Genomic DNA, 14,167 nt, shown 5'->3' with positions numbered 1-14,167 from the left:
TCCCATCCATGCATGGTCAAAGTGAGTGAATTTCGTAACAAACGTCGGTGCGATCATTGACTTCCGGCTTGCTGGTGACAAACGTATCCCAGCCGAGCTGCCCACCCACGCGGTCGGAGTCCAAGGTCACGCTTTGCACCTCGTCCGCCCGCAGGATCAGCTGTACTTCATATTCCAGGAAAAAGCTGGTGAACATCGCCAGGATTTTCTGCAAGCCGATGGCGGCAGTGCCGCCCGGCAGAAAATTTTCAAAATTCTTCCGGCGCAGCGGGCCTATCTTCAGACGCATGCGCAAGTCGCGCTGCCAGACCCGCTCTCCAACCATCGCCACGCTGCCCAGCGTCGCATTGGTGGCTCCCAGCACCGTTTGTTGATCGCGCGGCACGTCGTACCAGTGGCCGACAAATTGCTCAATCGCGATCGGCACCGCAAAATATTCGCACAGGACCCGCTGCATGTAGGCGGCAGACGGTGGCCGGTGCCGGATCGCTGCAGCGAAATGCCCGATCGATTCGTCCAGCAAGCCCTCGCCGTCTTCCGACATGCGGTCGCGCAAAGTTCGATGGCCGAGACCGGCCAGCGCCATCAGCAGGGGCAGGAAACTGTCCTTGCCGTCGATCTGGTACTTGAACTCCAGGCGGTATTTGCGCCAGGCCTTGAAAAACAACGCCACGCCGCGATTCGAGAAGACGTCGAGGAACGCGCGCGGGCCGTGATCCTTTTCATACAACTGATGTGCGGCGATGCGTTCCGAATAGTGACTCGGGAGCGTGCCGTTGCTGCCTAAAAAGCCGAGAAACGCAGGTGTTAGCGAAATACTGTCGAGCTGGTTGGTCTGCAAGGCTTCCAGCAACTCTTCCACCGATTGCTGGGTCAGCTTGGGCCTTACTTCCAGCGCCTCGATTTCGCTCGGCGGAAAACCCAGCGACACGGTGTTCTGGAAACGCAGATAATCACTGACGGCCTCTTCATGCGGGACGCCATTCCGTTTCAGCCACAGTTCCAGCATCATCACTGCCTGGAAAAAATGGAAGCGATGCGGCTTGTCGAGCAGGCGCTGGATTACACTAGGTTCGAATCTCCGCTGCGCGGCAAGCATCGCAGTATCTCCTCACCTGTTCGTTTTGAAGCGATCACCAATTGCGTAAAGCTGTTGGCATGTACATACAGGCCGAGAAAACTGTCCAGGATATTGGCAAATACGTGAATGCCGCTACCGACAAAACCTTCCTCGTCCAGGGTCACCTTGATCTCGATGCCGCGCACCAGCGAGGCGAACGGATTTCCTGGTAACCAGGCGGTTGCGGCTTTATGATCGATGCCGACAACGCTGCCGATCTGGCGTTGCGATATTGCCGAACGCGGCAAATCGTACAGGCTCAGGGTTTCTTGCAGGGCTTCCAGGCCGCCCTTGGCCAGCGACAGATGGTTCAGCGCCAAATGCGAGATCAGGCGCCAGTGGGCGCCGCGGCCGCGTTCGAAACGACAGGGTTCGGAAGGTTTGCGCAAGAAACTGATTTCGTTGACCAGCGAGCCGCCTTCCAGGAACAGATCGCCGTCTGGCAGGCCGTAGGCCAGCGAGGCTGGCAAATTGCGATTGCAGCAAGTCAGTTCGATACTCAGCGTGTCGGTTTCTATGGCCGCCGGATCGAAGTCGATGTCAACGATGGAAATTTCGGTTTCGTAGCCGGGGCTTCTATCGGCTACCATTTCATCGCGCCGCATGGCCCAGTAGTGGCCGGCCTTGTCGACGTTTTCTCCATGGCGCAACGAATAGAACGGCCTGAATTCTGTGATCGATTCGCCTTCCGGCGTTTGTCGCACCAGTTGCACGGAATCGATGGAGTGTACTTCGTAAGCGTAGGCGCGCCGGGAATCGCCGACCACCGGATAATAGGCGCTGGTGTGAGTCAATCGGATCGGATCGCCGCGTTGTTTGAACAGGTTGATGACCGGCGTACAGCCCAGCAACAGGTTGTTGGTAGACAAGGTGCCCAGCATGCGCGCAGTGTTAGAGTCGGCGCGTAGTCCCGACAGCACCAGATGCAAGGTAAATTTCTTGCACCCGGCTGGCAGCAGCCGGGTGAGTTCGGCGACATCGACATCGAAGAAGTTGAATTTCTCCGGATAGGAAAAATACTCGGTCAGCAATCGGTAGGCAGGATGCGAGCGCGCCGGAAAATCGATCAGCGATTCTTCTTCTGCAAAGCCGGCAGGCGTGACCGGGATTTTACTCACCGCATGCCATTTACCACTCTTGCCGGCTTCTACATAGGCTCGCACAGTGCGCATGAACAGCGTATCGCGCAGGGCAGCGCAAAACGATGGCTCGCCGTCGATAAATACGCGGAGGGTCTTGACTCCGAGTTGAGCAAAACCGGCTTGCTCTGCGGTGCTTTCAAAGGTGATACCGATGCGCGAGCTGGCGGAAGGCGGCAGCAGGACTGCATCCGGCGGTTCGATGATGGGATCGAATATCGCATGCGACAAAAGCACAGGCGCTACAGTGACATCATAGCTAGTCTTGAATTTGCAGGCCACGCCTTTGACCAAACGCGTTGTCAGTTCGGTGCCACGTGGCACCGACATGGCCGAGGTGAGTTGCTTTGCCGCGGCACGATAGTCCATACGGGCAATTGAGCACGATGGAAAAGGGCGCAGATAGTGCGGATACAGTACCTCGAACAGGGCTTCAGTGAACTCCGGGTAGTCGTCGTCTAGCCGTTTCGATGTACGTGCATTGATCAGTGCAAACGACTGGATCATGCGCTCGATATGCGGATCTTCCGAGACTTCGCCGGACATCAGCAAGCGTCCGGCAATCTTCGGGTAGCGCTCGGAGAATTCCCGCGAATAGCGTCTCAGGAAACCCAGCTCACGTTCATAATAGGGGAGTAGTTCGTCCACGTTAACCGTCCATTCGCATCGCGCGGCGTGCTCTGCTGATTGAGTATTGCAAGGTAGAAGGCTGCAGTACGGCGTCGAAGCTTACGGCTTCCTTGGCCGGTCCGACAACCAGCATGGCGGCAATCGCAAAATTCAAGCGGTTGATCGATCCTTCGCGCAGTTCGAGCGAGGCCTTGACATCTCGCAAGCGCGGTTCATGGCGCGCAATGCCTTGTTCCAGGCATTGGCAGATATATGCACGATCATCCATGCTTGCCAGGCTCATACCGGAAAAATCATTCAAGCCGTAGGTCAATATCGACTGGCTGCATTCAGGGAAATTCTTCAGTATTTCTTCGGGAATCACGGTACGCGTATTCAGCATCGCTTCGAGATCGCGGGCAACCGCGTCTTTCAAGGCGTCCATCGATAAACGCACTACCAGGTCGGATTGCGCAGGCGTATTGTCGCCGCCCATCAGTCTGTCAAACAATCCAGGCGTGAAACCTTTCATCGCATACCATTCAGAGAAAAAAAGAACCGCAGCATCGGGATGCCACGGCTCTTGTTATTACTGGTACAAAAAAAATTACACGACCTTGTTGGTCGACAGATCCCAGCCGCCGGATGTGTTGCCACCGGAGCCGCCACCGATTTTTTGCTGGGTGTACTTCCATTTGACCTTGGAGTACTTCAAGCTGACGCTTTCGCTCAAGACATCGCCTTCCTGGACCGAAGGAGTGACGTCGGAGATGAGCAGGTTCGAGAGCTCGATTTCGAAGTACTTGATGCGGTCGCCCTTGCCGTCAGCACGCAGGAATTCAAACTTGGCGCTGTCGATGGTTTTGCCGGAAGAGCAGTTTTGCAGCAACAAAGGTGTGGCCAGATCGGCGATCTTGGTGATCACGATGTCCTTGTGTTCGCAACGTTCAGCTGTGTGGCCGCCGCCGGTCGATGCTGTAGCCGACTTCGGTTGCAGCACTTCCCATTGCACCGATTTGCATTCGATCCAGTCTTTATGCGCGCTGTCGGTCGATTCGCCCTTGATGCCGTTAATTTGCAGATATACGTCGATTGCCATGGTGATACCCCTTATTCAAGTAAATTAAGACTTGGTTGATGCTGGTAATTCTGCGACCAAGCGAAGTGAAACTGAAAGTTCGTCAAGCTGGAAGTGCGGGCGCAAAAACGATACTGCACGGTAGACGCCCGGACGTCCCGGTACTTCAGATACCTGCACTGAAGCTTCACGCAACGGGAATTGCGCCTTTTGCTCCTGGCTGGCATTGTCATCAAGCAGCACATACTGGGTCAGCCAACGGTTGAGGAAGTCTTCCACGTTGCCTGCCGAAGCAAAGCTGCCGATTTTGTCGCGCATCATCGATTTCATGTAATGCGCAATACGCGATACGGCGAAAATGTACTGCAGTTGGGCTGACAGTACCGAGTTGGCATTGGCCGAATCAGTATTGTATTTTTTTGCCTTCTGAGTCGATTGCGCACCGAAGAAGGCGGCGTAGTCGGTATTTTTGCAATGTACCAGCGAGATGAAGCCGAGGTCGCTCAGTTCTTTCTCGCGACGGTCGGTGATCGCGATTTCGGTAGGGCATTTGAGCGCAACTTCGCCTTCGTCGGTCTTGAAAGTGTGGGTCGGCAAGTCTTCCACCAAGCCACCGCCTTCGACGCCGCGGATGGCCGCGCACCAGCCAAAATCTTCAAAAGCCTTGGTCAGCTTGGTGCCAAAGGCATAAGCGGCGTTACACCACAGGTATTTGGAATGATCGGTGCCATCCACGTCTTCCACGAAGTTGAAGCCTTCGACAGTCTGGCCATCCTTCGGATTGAATGGCAGCCGGCCCAGGAAGCGCGGCAAGGTCAATCCGACATAGCGGGAATCTTCCGACTCGCGGAAAGATTTCCATTTTGCATATTCGACGGTTTCGAATACCTTCGCCAGGTCACGTGGCTTGCCGAGTTCGCTGTAGGTTTCCAGGCCGAACAATTCCGGCGATGCCGAACTGATGAATGGCGCATGCGCAGAAGCTGCGATGTGCGACATCTGTTCGACGAAGTACATGTCTTCCGGTTGGCGGGTAATTTCAAAATCGCCCAGCAAGGCGCCGAACGGCGAGCCGCCGAAAGTGCCGAATTCTTCTTCATAAACTTTCTTGAAGACGGCGCTTTGGTCGAAATCCAATGCTGCCTGGAAGTCTTTTACCAGTTCGCGTTTGGTAGCGTTCAAGACCTTGATCTTGATGTTCTGTCCGGTAGTCGAGTTGAAGACCAGGTAGTGCAAACCGGTCCAGCTGCTTTCCAGTTTCTGGAACTCAGGCGCGTGCATGACTGCGCTGACCTGTTCGGAAATCAGACGGTCCAGTTCTGCCACGCGGGCGTCGATGGTAGCCGACAGATTGGCCGACACCACCACAGTGCCCTGCATGACCTGATTCACGAGCTCCGAAATGATGTCTTTGGCGCGGTCGTGTTCTGCGCCGGACTTGGCGACCTTGCTCTGTTCTACGATCTGGTCGAGTAGACCGGATTCTGCCGCGGCCGAGCTGGCCGCCGCCGCAGGATTGTGCTGAAAGGACATCTCAGTCTCCTTGCTTTTTGGTTTGCTTACTCAACGCCGCCAGCTTTTCGGTACTGTTCAGCACGTCGTTCAGGATATCTTCCAGCTTGTCGTTGCCGGCCAGCTTGTTGCGCAGATCCGCAAGTTTGGTGCGGGCTTCGAGCAATTGCTTGAGCGGTTCGATCTGCTGTACTACAGCCTCCGGACGGAAATCGTCGATTGACTTGAATTTCAGTTCGACTCCGAACTCGCCGCCGGCGTCGGTCAGATGATTCGGCACGCGGAAAGTGGCTTTTGGCTCGATCCCCTTCAACACTTCGTCGAAGTTGTCGTTGTCAATATTGACGAACTTGCGGTCCTTCAGCTTGGCCTGGGCCACATCTGATTTGCCGCTGAAGTCGCCGACTACGCCCATCACGAAAGGCAATTCCTTTTGCTCGATAGCGTCGCCGATTTCAACGTCATACGTCATCTGCACCCGTGGTGGACGCACTTTCTGCAAACGTTTTTGAGTACTCTCTTTTTTGGCCATAAAACCCCCACTGATGCTTACCGAATAATCAAATCCCCGGTCCCGCTGGGCGGAAGCAGGATGTATTTAAGTTACTGCAACGATCCGAACGGATTGGTGCCGTCACCGCTAGGTTCTGGTGTAGCGCCCGGTTTCGCAGCGACTGCCCCTTTTTTTGTAGCGGCAGGGCGTGTAACTACTTTAGGGCGGGCAGGGACCAGGACTGTTTCGCCCAGGCTCTCACGCAGGATTTTTGCCAGCCCTTGTGCTTCAGTACGCACATTGCCGTTCAGGTCGTTTTGGGTACGCAGGTCGTTCAAAGCCTTGGTAGACAATCTGAGCCCACCCACGGCGACGATGCTGTTGGCAACCTTGTCTTTTGAGTCGCGTTGCAAACCTTCCAGCGCATAGGAAATTGCGTCACCGTAATTTTCCGCGTCGAATCTGATTTGCGCCAGCTTGATCCATGGGGCTTTGTCTGCTGGAAACGCGCCAGTCGCGTCCTTCAGCAATTTGACTGCCTTGTCGGTCTGGCCGGCTTTTTGAGCCGCGTCCGCTTCAGCAACAATTGCGTCCAGTTTGACAGCTGGGTCCACCGGTGGCGGGGTTGTTGCGCATGCACTTACCAAACATGCCAACGCCATGCTGTAGATTAATTTACTCTTCCATTGACTCATCTTAAACTCGCTTTCTATGTGGCAACTTTTAAATAGCCCAAATCTTAACAAAACTCGGCAGATGCAGATATCATATTGCCAATCTACATCAAAATTTGTTAACTTTGGTTACACCATTGCAACAAGTTTAGTTCAGACACGTACTATATGTCTAGAAGACAACTAATACATTGTTGTTGTTTTTTACAATATTGGTAACAAAATATTATCTCAGACAGTATTTTATCTATTTGGCATTTTTGCAACCCAAATAAAGACGACAATCAAAATAATGCGACATCTCTCTCTCTTGGCATCGCTGGTATCAGTACTAACTCTGACAGGCTGCGCAGCAGGTGCCGTCTCTGCGGTTGGCTCAATCGCCAGCTCTGTATTACAGATGTCAGGCATCACCAAGCCGGAAGTTCCCGACGCCCAGAAGCCGCCGCGAACCATCGCAATCAAGTTGCATGCAGGCACCAATCTGAATGCAGATAGTGGTGGCGCGCCACTTGCCCTTGTCGCCAGAGTATATAAGTTAAGACAAAATGGTGCATTCCAACAGGCAACTTACGATACATTTACTAATCCGCAAAAGGAAAAAGATGTGTTGGGGGCAGATTTGATTGAAGTCAAGGAAATCACCCTGGTTCCCGGGCAACGCTATGAAGTCAGTGAAAAAGTTAGTCGGGAAGCGGGCTTCGTCGGCATTGTTGCCTTGTTCCGGAAGCCGGCGGCACAACGTTGGAAACTGACCTTTCCAGCGGAGCAGGCTGAAAAATCAGGTATAACTTTAGGTGCAAATGCTTGTGCGTTGACGGTTGGTACTGGCGTTGCAGTTGCAGAAGATGTCGGCGCCAGCAAGTTCTTAACCCCGGCTCCGTGCGGCTAAGCGGCCAACTCTTGCTGCTAGCTGCATGATGATGGTTTGAATAAATTTACATGTGAGTCAAATACGTGAATCGAACATCGAAAATTTTATGGGGCGAGGGATTGTTCCTGCGCCCCCAGCATTTCCAGCAGCAGGACCGGTATCACGAGAATCGCCTGCATGAAACCACCAACGCCTTGCATCCTTTTGCCTGGGGCGTGCTGTCGGTGCAATTGGACCGAGATGCGCTGGCCAACAATACCTTGCGTTTGGCGGAATTGTCGGTAATTTTCCAGGACGGTGAAATCTATAAAGCGCCAGAAGCAGACGATTTGCCGGAAGTGGTTGACCTGGTTAATATCCCGCATGCCCAGCAAACTGTTACCTACTATGCGGCGCTTCCTTATATGAAGGGGTTCGGCGGCAATTTTTCGGCCCTGGGGCAGGTCAGCAATTCGACCCGTTATGCACAAAGCAATTCAGCTACGCCCGATCTGTTTACGCAAGCGGCGGAAGCGGAGCTGACTTACCTCAAGAAGTCGGTGCGACTGGTGTCGGAAGTCGAACCGCGCGACTCCCTGATCAGTTTTCCGTTGATCAAACTGCGCCGCATCTCGACTGGCGGCTTCGAGCCCGATCCGACTTTTGTCGCCCCAAGCCTGACGATCCGCAGCGCACCCGCGTTGTATATCCAGCTGCGACGATTGATGGATGCGCTACAGGCCAAGGTCAGCGCCTTGTACGGCCATCACCGTGAACCGAGCAAGAATGTCATCGAATTCCGCTCTGGAGATATTTCCTCTTTCTGGCTGCTGCACACCGCCAGTTCGGCATTTGCCGCATTGACGCATTACTTCCATAATCCGTCGTTTCATCCGGAGCGCCTGTACGAGCAATTACTGAGTCTTGCCGGCGCGCTGATGACGTTTTCAAAGAGCTACGCGCTATCCGATTTGCCGGTATACCAGCATCAGGATCCGGGGCCTTGTTTTGCCAAACTGGATTCCATCATTCGTGAGTTGCTGGATACCGTGATTTCGTCGCGTTACTTCTCGATCGCGTTGTCGGAAAACAAGCCTTCGCATCATCACGGCATGCTGGATTCCGGAAAAATCGACGACAAGACGGCGTTTTACCTGGCGGTCAATGCCAGCATGCCTGCCATCGAACTGGTCGATATCGTACCGTTGCGCTTCAAGATCGGCGCACCAGATGACGTCGATAAATTCGTGCTGTCGGCGATGCCTGGCGTCAAGCTGTCGCACTCGCCGCAAGTCCCTGCGGCGCTCCCGGTACGCCCGGATACTTATTACTTTGCGCTGGAAAACAAGGGCGCTCTGTATGACCGCATGTTGCAGGCGCAATCGATTTCGATCTACGTACCATCCGGCATCAACGACCTTAAACTTGAGCTCTTAGCGGTTACATCATGATGAACAGAACTTCAGCCCCATCCCTGCTTGGCGACATGGCTACCGGGCAAGGTCAATACTCCGCGGCCGACAGCGGTACGTCGGCAAATTCATTGCTGGACCTGATGTACGACGGTTTCTATGCCTTGTTTTTGCTGAAGAACCGCTGCGCGCCGGCCGATGAAGCCGGCTTTACGGAAAAGATGCAGCGCTTCCTGAATGATTTTGAGCGTGGCGCAAAAAAACTAGATGTTTCGGCGGAAGATGTCCACGCAGCCAAGTACGCTTTTTGTGCAGCGGTGGACGAAAATATCTTGCATTCGCAATTCAATATCCGTGAGTCATGGGCGCGGCGGCCACTGCAACTGATTCTGTTCGGCGATCAACTGGCGGGTGAGCATTTCTTCACGCGTCTCGAAGACTTGCGCGCAAAAGGCGCTTTGCACTTGCAGGCGCTGGAAGTTTTCCACATGTGTCTGCTACTCGGTTTCCAGGGTAAATATATTATCGAAGGCCCTGAAAAATTGAACTACCTGACCGCTCGCCTGGGCGATGAAATCGCCCGCATGAAAGGTAAGAGCGCCGGTTTTGCGCCGCACTGGGAGCGGCCGGACCAGATCAGTCACAAGTTGCGCAACGAAGTGCCGCTGTGGGCGCTTTGCTCGGTGTTTGCGTTGATCGGACTAGGCGGTTATTTTGGTTTGAACACGATGTTGTCGCGCGCTACTGCATCCAATATTGCCGGCTATAGCGACATCGTCAAACTTGCGCCGCGTGCGGCCAACTTGACCATCACTTTGCCGTAATCAACGATTTTTACTGTGCCGGCTGCGGGTCTTGTCGAGTGATTTGAAAAGGATCAACTTGTCGCCCGCACTACGCGTCATGGCTGTTGAGATGGCTGCGTTGTTTGACATGCAAGTCTTTCCCCTGTGCCAGAATTTTACGGCTTGTGGAATATTCCACTGACGTTCAATCTGATGGAGCAGTAATACATTACTGCTGGTAATCTTCTGTTTCATGGAGACAAAACAAAAAACCGGCCTCATCCTCACCGGCGGCGGCGCTCGCGCGGCCTATCAGGTTGGCGTCATGGACGCGGTGGCGTCGATTTTGCGAGAGCAGGGCTGGGCGGCCGAGAAAAATCCTTTCGATATCATTTGCGGTACGTCGGCCGGCGCGATCAATGCCACGGCGTTGGCTTGCCGGGTCGATAATTTCGGCCTTGGTGTGCAGAAGCTGATGGATGTCTGGGAACACTTCACGGTTGAGCAGGTATACCGCGCCGATTCGCTGGCCGTCTTGCGTTCGGGTGCGCGCTGGCTGTCCTTGCTGTCTTTCGGCTGGCTGTTGCGCAAGTGGCACGCCCATCCACCCAATTCGCTGCTCGACAATACGCCGCTGATTACTTTACTGCACCGTTTGCTGGACCTGGAGAGGCTGGATCAGGCGCTAGCTAATGGCAGCCTGGATGCGTTGGCGATCACCGCCTCATCGTACAGCGGCGGCCAGCACATTACTTTTTATCAGAGCGCTATCGAAATCCAGGGCTGGACCCGCAGCCAGCGGCGGGCAGTCAGGGATCAGATCGGCGTCGGCCACCTGCTGGCATCGTCGGCGATTCCCTTTATCTTTCCAGCGATTCCGATTTACTGCGAAGGCCGCCGCCAGTTTTTCGGCGATGGTTCGATGCGCCAACTAGCACCGATTTCTCCGGCGATTCATCTGGGCGCCAGCAAAGTGCTGGTGGTCGGCGCCGGTCGCCGCCAGGAAGCACCGGCGGACTCGCCGAACTTCGCCCGTTATCCAAGCCTGGCGCAAATAGCCAGTCATGCACTGTCCAGTATTTTCCTGGACGGGCTGGCGGTGGATATCGAGCGCCTCGAGCGTATCAATCACACACTTTCTTTTCTCACCGAAGAACAGCGCCAGCGAACGCCGCTGAAGCCGGTGGAAATGTTGATTATTTCTCCTTCGGAACAAATCGACGATATCGCCACCAAGCATTTTGGCAGCTTGCCGGTGCCGATCCGCACCTTGCTCGGGGGGCTTGGCGCTAAAGAAGTGCAGGGCGGCGGTTTGGCGTCGTATCTGTTATTCGAGTCCGGTTATACCCGTGAGCTGATTCGGATGGGACAAAAAGATACCTTGGCGCGACGCGACGAAGTTGCTGCTTTTTTCGGGCCTGCCTGCACCTAGATCACGATTAGGACGGCGCTGTACTGAACGCACGTTGTGCGATATTGTCAAATATTGCAACACTTGATGCGGGGGCAGGTATACGGGTTGATTCGTTTTCAGCAACACGTTACCCTACGGTATCGCATATGGTTTGCACATACAAAAATATGAAATTTATGAAAAACCACGCAACCCAGCGCCATTTTCTTGGTCTAAATGCCGATTTTGCTGTCGCCATGCTACGCAACAGCGTTCTGTTGCTGCTAGGTTTGCTACTGTCTTTTCAGGTTTTTGCGCGTGAGTCCCTGTCACAGGATGTGGTTACGGTGGACCAATTGCCGTCAGAAGCACAGACTACATTGATACTGATCAAGCAGGGTGGGCCGTTTCCCTATGCCAAGGATGGCGTCATCTTTGGTAATTATGAAGGGATGCTGCCGAAGCAGCGACGCGGCTATTATCATGAATACACGGTAAAAACCCCACGCGCCCGTAATCGTGGCGCTCGGCGCATCATTGCCGGCGGCAATCCGCAGTCGTCCGGCGAATATTATTACACTGACAATCACTATCAAACTTTCAGACGCATACAGGAGTGACTGAGACGAGTGACTGATATACAACAACGGCAATCCATTATCATTGCTCTAGCTGAGGGAAAAAATGAGCTTGTTTAAAACCGTACCGCCAAATGTAGTGCAGTCCATCCGCGCCTTCCGTGTGACCGAACTGCAGGCGGAGGCTCACCGTCTGGGGCAGCATTTCCTGTATGCCTACTGTGCGGAAGCAACGACTAAACAGCAAGTTTTAGGCAAAATCGCCAGCGCCTTCCATTTCCCCAAGCATTTTGGCAAGAATTTCGACGCTCTGGCCGATTGCCTGACCGATCTGGCGCACAAGTCCGGCCCGCAGCCTGGCTTTATCGTGGTAATCGAACAACTGCCAAATACGCAGAAATTCGACAAGGAAGCGCGTGAAACCTTGCTCGACGTATTCCGCGACAGCGCCGATTTCTGGGCCGACAAAAAAGTTGCCTTTCGCGTCTTTTATTCTTTCCAATAACGATATTTACCGTCTGTTTTGCTCAAAAACAGCGTTGCAACGGGTACAATGCGCGCCATGAGAAGCATTGTTATCCTGATTTCCGGGCGTGGCAGCAACATGCAAGCCATCGTCCGCACCGCTCAAACCGAACAATGGCCAGCCCGAATCGTTGCAGTGATCAGCAACCGTGCAGATGCCGAAGGTTTGAAATTTGCTGCCGCCCAAGGTATTCCCACGGCGGTGGTCGCGAATAAAGACTATCCTGATCGTGCGCAGTTCGACGCCGCTTTGCGTGTCGTGATTGATGGCTTTGTCCCTGATCTTGTGGTGCTGGCAGGTTTCATGCGGATTTTGACTGCGCCGCTGGTGGAACATTACGCCGGCCGCATGTTGAATATTCATCCTTCGCTACTACCAAGTTTTACCGGCATGGCGACCCATCGGCAAGCGCTGGAGGCGGGTGTAAAGGTACATGGCGTGACCGTGCATTTCGTTACGCCGACATTGGACCATGGGCCGATTGTGGCGCAAGTTGCAGTGCCGGTGCTGGAAGGCGATACCGAACAGTCGCTGGAGCAACGGGTGCTGATCGAAGAACATCAACTCTATCCGCGTGCGGTGCGCTGGTTTGTCGAAAATCGTTTAGTTATAGAGGACGGCCGGGTTCGCATCAATGCCGATCCTGCCTGACGCTAACAGCGCCGAATTTAATTTAACTGCACTATCGTCGTTTGCCATCCGAGCACGACAATCAGATTTTTAAGAAAGAATCATTATGAGATTGCCTCCAGCGATCATCGGTCACACCGAAGAAGTCTTGCGCGAAATTTTACGTTTTACCGGCCCTGCCGATGGCACCTTGTCGCACTATTTCCGCGAGCATCCAAAGCTCGGTTCGCGCGAGCGCGGCGTCGTTGCAGAAGCAGTGTATGGCTTGCTGCGCAACAAATCCATCTATACCAGTTTCGCCGAATCGGGAAATGGTCCGACCATGCGTCGCATGACCTTGCTGGGCCTGGCCGATGCGGTCGGCGTCGATTCGTTGGGCGGTTTGACGGAAGAAGAAACCGAATGGCTGACGCGGGTCGCGGATATCGACCGCAATCTGATGCCGCCGCTGATGCGTTCCAACCTGCCGCAATGGCTGTTCGACAAACTGGTCGCGCGTGATGGCGAGGCTGCAACGCTGGAGCTGGCGTCTGCAATGAACCAGCCGGCGCCATTGGATCTTCGAGTCAACACCATCAAGTCAAATCGTGAGGACGTCGCCGCCGCCTTGGCCGAAGCGCCGATTCTGTGTGAACCGACCCCGTATGCGCCGCTGGGTTTGCGTGTCATCAAAAAACCGGCTTTGCAAAACCTGCCGCTGTTCAAGAGCGGCGCGATTGAAGTGCAGGACGAAGGTAGCCAGTTGCTGGCGCAAATCGTCGGCGCCAAGCGTGGCGAAATGGTCGTCGATTTCTGCGCCGGCGCCGGCGGCAAGACCCTGGCGTTGGGCGCTACCATGCGCAATACCGGCCGTTTGTATGCTTTCGATATTTCCGAGAAGCGTCTGGCAAAACTCAAGCCACGTATGGCGCGCAGCGGATTGTCGAATATCCATCCTGTCTTGATCGCTCATGAAAACGACGGTAAGGTCAAACGCCTGGCCGGGAAGATCGACCGCGTGCTAGTCGATGCGCCTTGTAGTGGTCTCGGCACGCTGCGCCGCAACCCCGACGTCAAATGGCGCCAGACGCCGGAAGCGGTTGTCGAGATGAACGCCAAGCAGATTGCGATTTTGTCGAGCGCTGCGCGGCTGGTGAAGTCAGGCGGCCGCCTGGTGTACGGTACTTGCAGTTTGCTGGACGAAGAAAATGACGCGATTGCTGCACAGTTCCTGGCAAGTCACGAAGATTTTTCCCTGGTGCCGATGAAAGACGTGCTGGCCGAACAGAAAATCCCGCTGGAAATGGGCGACTATCTGAAATTGCTGCCGCATCAGCACCAGACCGACGGCTTCTTTGCCGCGGTGTTCGTACGTAAGTAACGTAA

The 14,167-nt window shown here is 54.4% G+C and carries 15 protein-coding genes; 8 read left to right on the top strand and 7 right to left on the bottom strand.

Going from position 1 to position 14,167, the window contains the following annotated elements:
* Positions 1 to 16: 16 nt before the first annotated feature.
* From tssG to LT85_RS17530, 7 genes are all read right to left on the bottom strand, one after another.
* Positions 17 to 1,099, bottom strand: coding sequence for a type VI secretion system baseplate subunit TssG (gene tssG / locus LT85_RS17560; protein WP_038491346.1), 1,083 nt, complete (start codon positions 1,097 to 1,099; stop codon positions 17 to 19).
* The gene (gene tssF, locus LT85_RS17555) at positions 1,063 to 2,907 is read right to left on the bottom strand and encodes a type VI secretion system baseplate subunit TssF (RefSeq protein WP_038491343.1); all 1,845 of its coding nucleotides are present in this window, start codon (positions 2,905 to 2,907) and stop codon (positions 1,063 to 1,065) included. Before tssF ends, tssG begins: the two co-directional genes overlap by 37 nt.
* A gap of 1 nt (position 2,908) precedes the next feature.
* A complete protein-coding gene (gene tssE / locus LT85_RS17550; protein WP_038491340.1) occupies positions 2,909 to 3,400 on the bottom strand; it encodes a type VI secretion system baseplate subunit TssE in 492 nt (163 codons plus the stop codon).
* Positions 3,401 to 3,475: 75 nt separating this feature from the next.
* Positions 3,476 to 3,967 (bottom strand): Hcp family type VI secretion system effector, encoded by a 492-nt coding sequence (locus LT85_RS17545; RefSeq protein WP_038491337.1) that lies wholly within the window; start codon positions 3,965 to 3,967, stop codon positions 3,476 to 3,478.
* Positions 3,968 to 3,991: 24 nt separating this feature from the next.
* Positions 3,992 to 5,479: a type VI secretion system contractile sheath large subunit gene (gene tssC / locus LT85_RS17540; RefSeq protein WP_038491334.1), complete on the bottom strand. Its 1,488-nt coding sequence runs from the start codon at positions 5,477 to 5,479 to the stop codon at positions 3,992 to 3,994.
* 1 nt (position 5,480) lies between these two features.
* Complete coding sequence (tssB, locus tag LT85_RS17535; protein ID WP_038491331.1) at positions 5,481 to 5,990, bottom strand: type VI secretion system contractile sheath small subunit; 510 nt, start codon at positions 5,988 to 5,990, stop codon at positions 5,481 to 5,483.
* Positions 5,991 to 6,061: 71 nt separating this feature from the next.
* A complete protein-coding gene (locus LT85_RS17530; protein ID WP_367379779.1) occupies positions 6,062 to 6,565 on the bottom strand; it encodes a tetratricopeptide repeat protein in 504 nt (167 codons plus the stop codon).
* Between the two features lie 352 nt (positions 6,566 to 6,917).
* On the opposite strand from LT85_RS17530, the gene tssJ reads away from it, so the two are divergent.
* The 8 genes from tssJ (at position 6,918) to LT85_RS17485 (ending at position 14,162) form a co-directional block, all read left to right on the top strand.
* On the top strand, positions 6,918 to 7,517 hold the full coding sequence (tssJ, locus tag LT85_RS17525; protein ID WP_038491326.1) for a type VI secretion system lipoprotein TssJ: 600 nt from the start codon (positions 6,918 to 6,920) through the stop codon (positions 7,515 to 7,517).
* 65 nt (positions 7,518 to 7,582) lie between these two features.
* Positions 7,583 to 8,929 (top strand): type VI secretion system baseplate subunit TssK, encoded by a 1,347-nt coding sequence (tssK, locus tag LT85_RS17520; RefSeq protein ID WP_038491323.1) that lies wholly within the window; start codon positions 7,583 to 7,585, stop codon positions 8,927 to 8,929.
* On the top strand, positions 8,929 to 9,714 hold the full coding sequence (gene icmH / locus LT85_RS17515) for a type IVB secretion system protein IcmH/DotU (RefSeq protein WP_038491320.1): 786 nt from the start codon (positions 8,929 to 8,931) through the stop codon (positions 9,712 to 9,714). Before tssK ends, icmH begins: the two co-directional genes overlap by 1 nt.
* A 214-nt stretch (positions 9,715 to 9,928) precedes the next feature.
* Positions 9,929 to 11,107 (top strand): patatin-like phospholipase family protein, encoded by a 1,179-nt coding sequence (locus LT85_RS17505; protein ID WP_038491314.1) that lies wholly within the window; start codon positions 9,929 to 9,931, stop codon positions 11,105 to 11,107.
* A 158-nt stretch (positions 11,108 to 11,265) separates the two neighbouring features.
* A complete protein-coding gene (locus tag LT85_RS17500; protein ID WP_081992485.1) occupies positions 11,266 to 11,688 on the top strand; it encodes a ribonuclease in 423 nt (140 codons plus the stop codon).
* A 64-nt stretch (positions 11,689 to 11,752) separates the two neighbouring features.
* A complete protein-coding gene (locus LT85_RS17495) occupies positions 11,753 to 12,151 on the top strand; it encodes a barstar family protein (RefSeq protein WP_038491311.1) in 399 nt (132 codons plus the stop codon).
* Positions 12,152 to 12,199: 48 nt separating this feature from the next.
* Positions 12,200 to 12,823 (top strand): phosphoribosylglycinamide formyltransferase, encoded by a 624-nt coding sequence (gene purN, locus LT85_RS17490; RefSeq protein ID WP_038491308.1) that lies wholly within the window; start codon positions 12,200 to 12,202, stop codon positions 12,821 to 12,823.
* 85 nt (positions 12,824 to 12,908) lie between these two features.
* Positions 12,909 to 14,162, top strand: a complete 1,254-nt coding sequence (locus LT85_RS17485; protein ID WP_038491305.1) for an RsmB/NOP family class I SAM-dependent RNA methyltransferase — start codon at positions 12,909 to 12,911, stop codon at positions 14,160 to 14,162.
* The last annotated feature ends 5 nt before the right edge of the window (positions 14,163 to 14,167 follow it).

Origin of the sequence: Collimonas arenae (genome assembly GCF_000786695.1) — a bacterium.
Classification (GTDB): Bacteria; Pseudomonadota; Gammaproteobacteria; order Burkholderiales; family Burkholderiaceae_D; genus Collimonas; species Collimonas arenae_A.
Note: the sequence above shows the minus strand (reverse complement) of the source record. Positions and strands in the feature narration are given on the sequence as shown.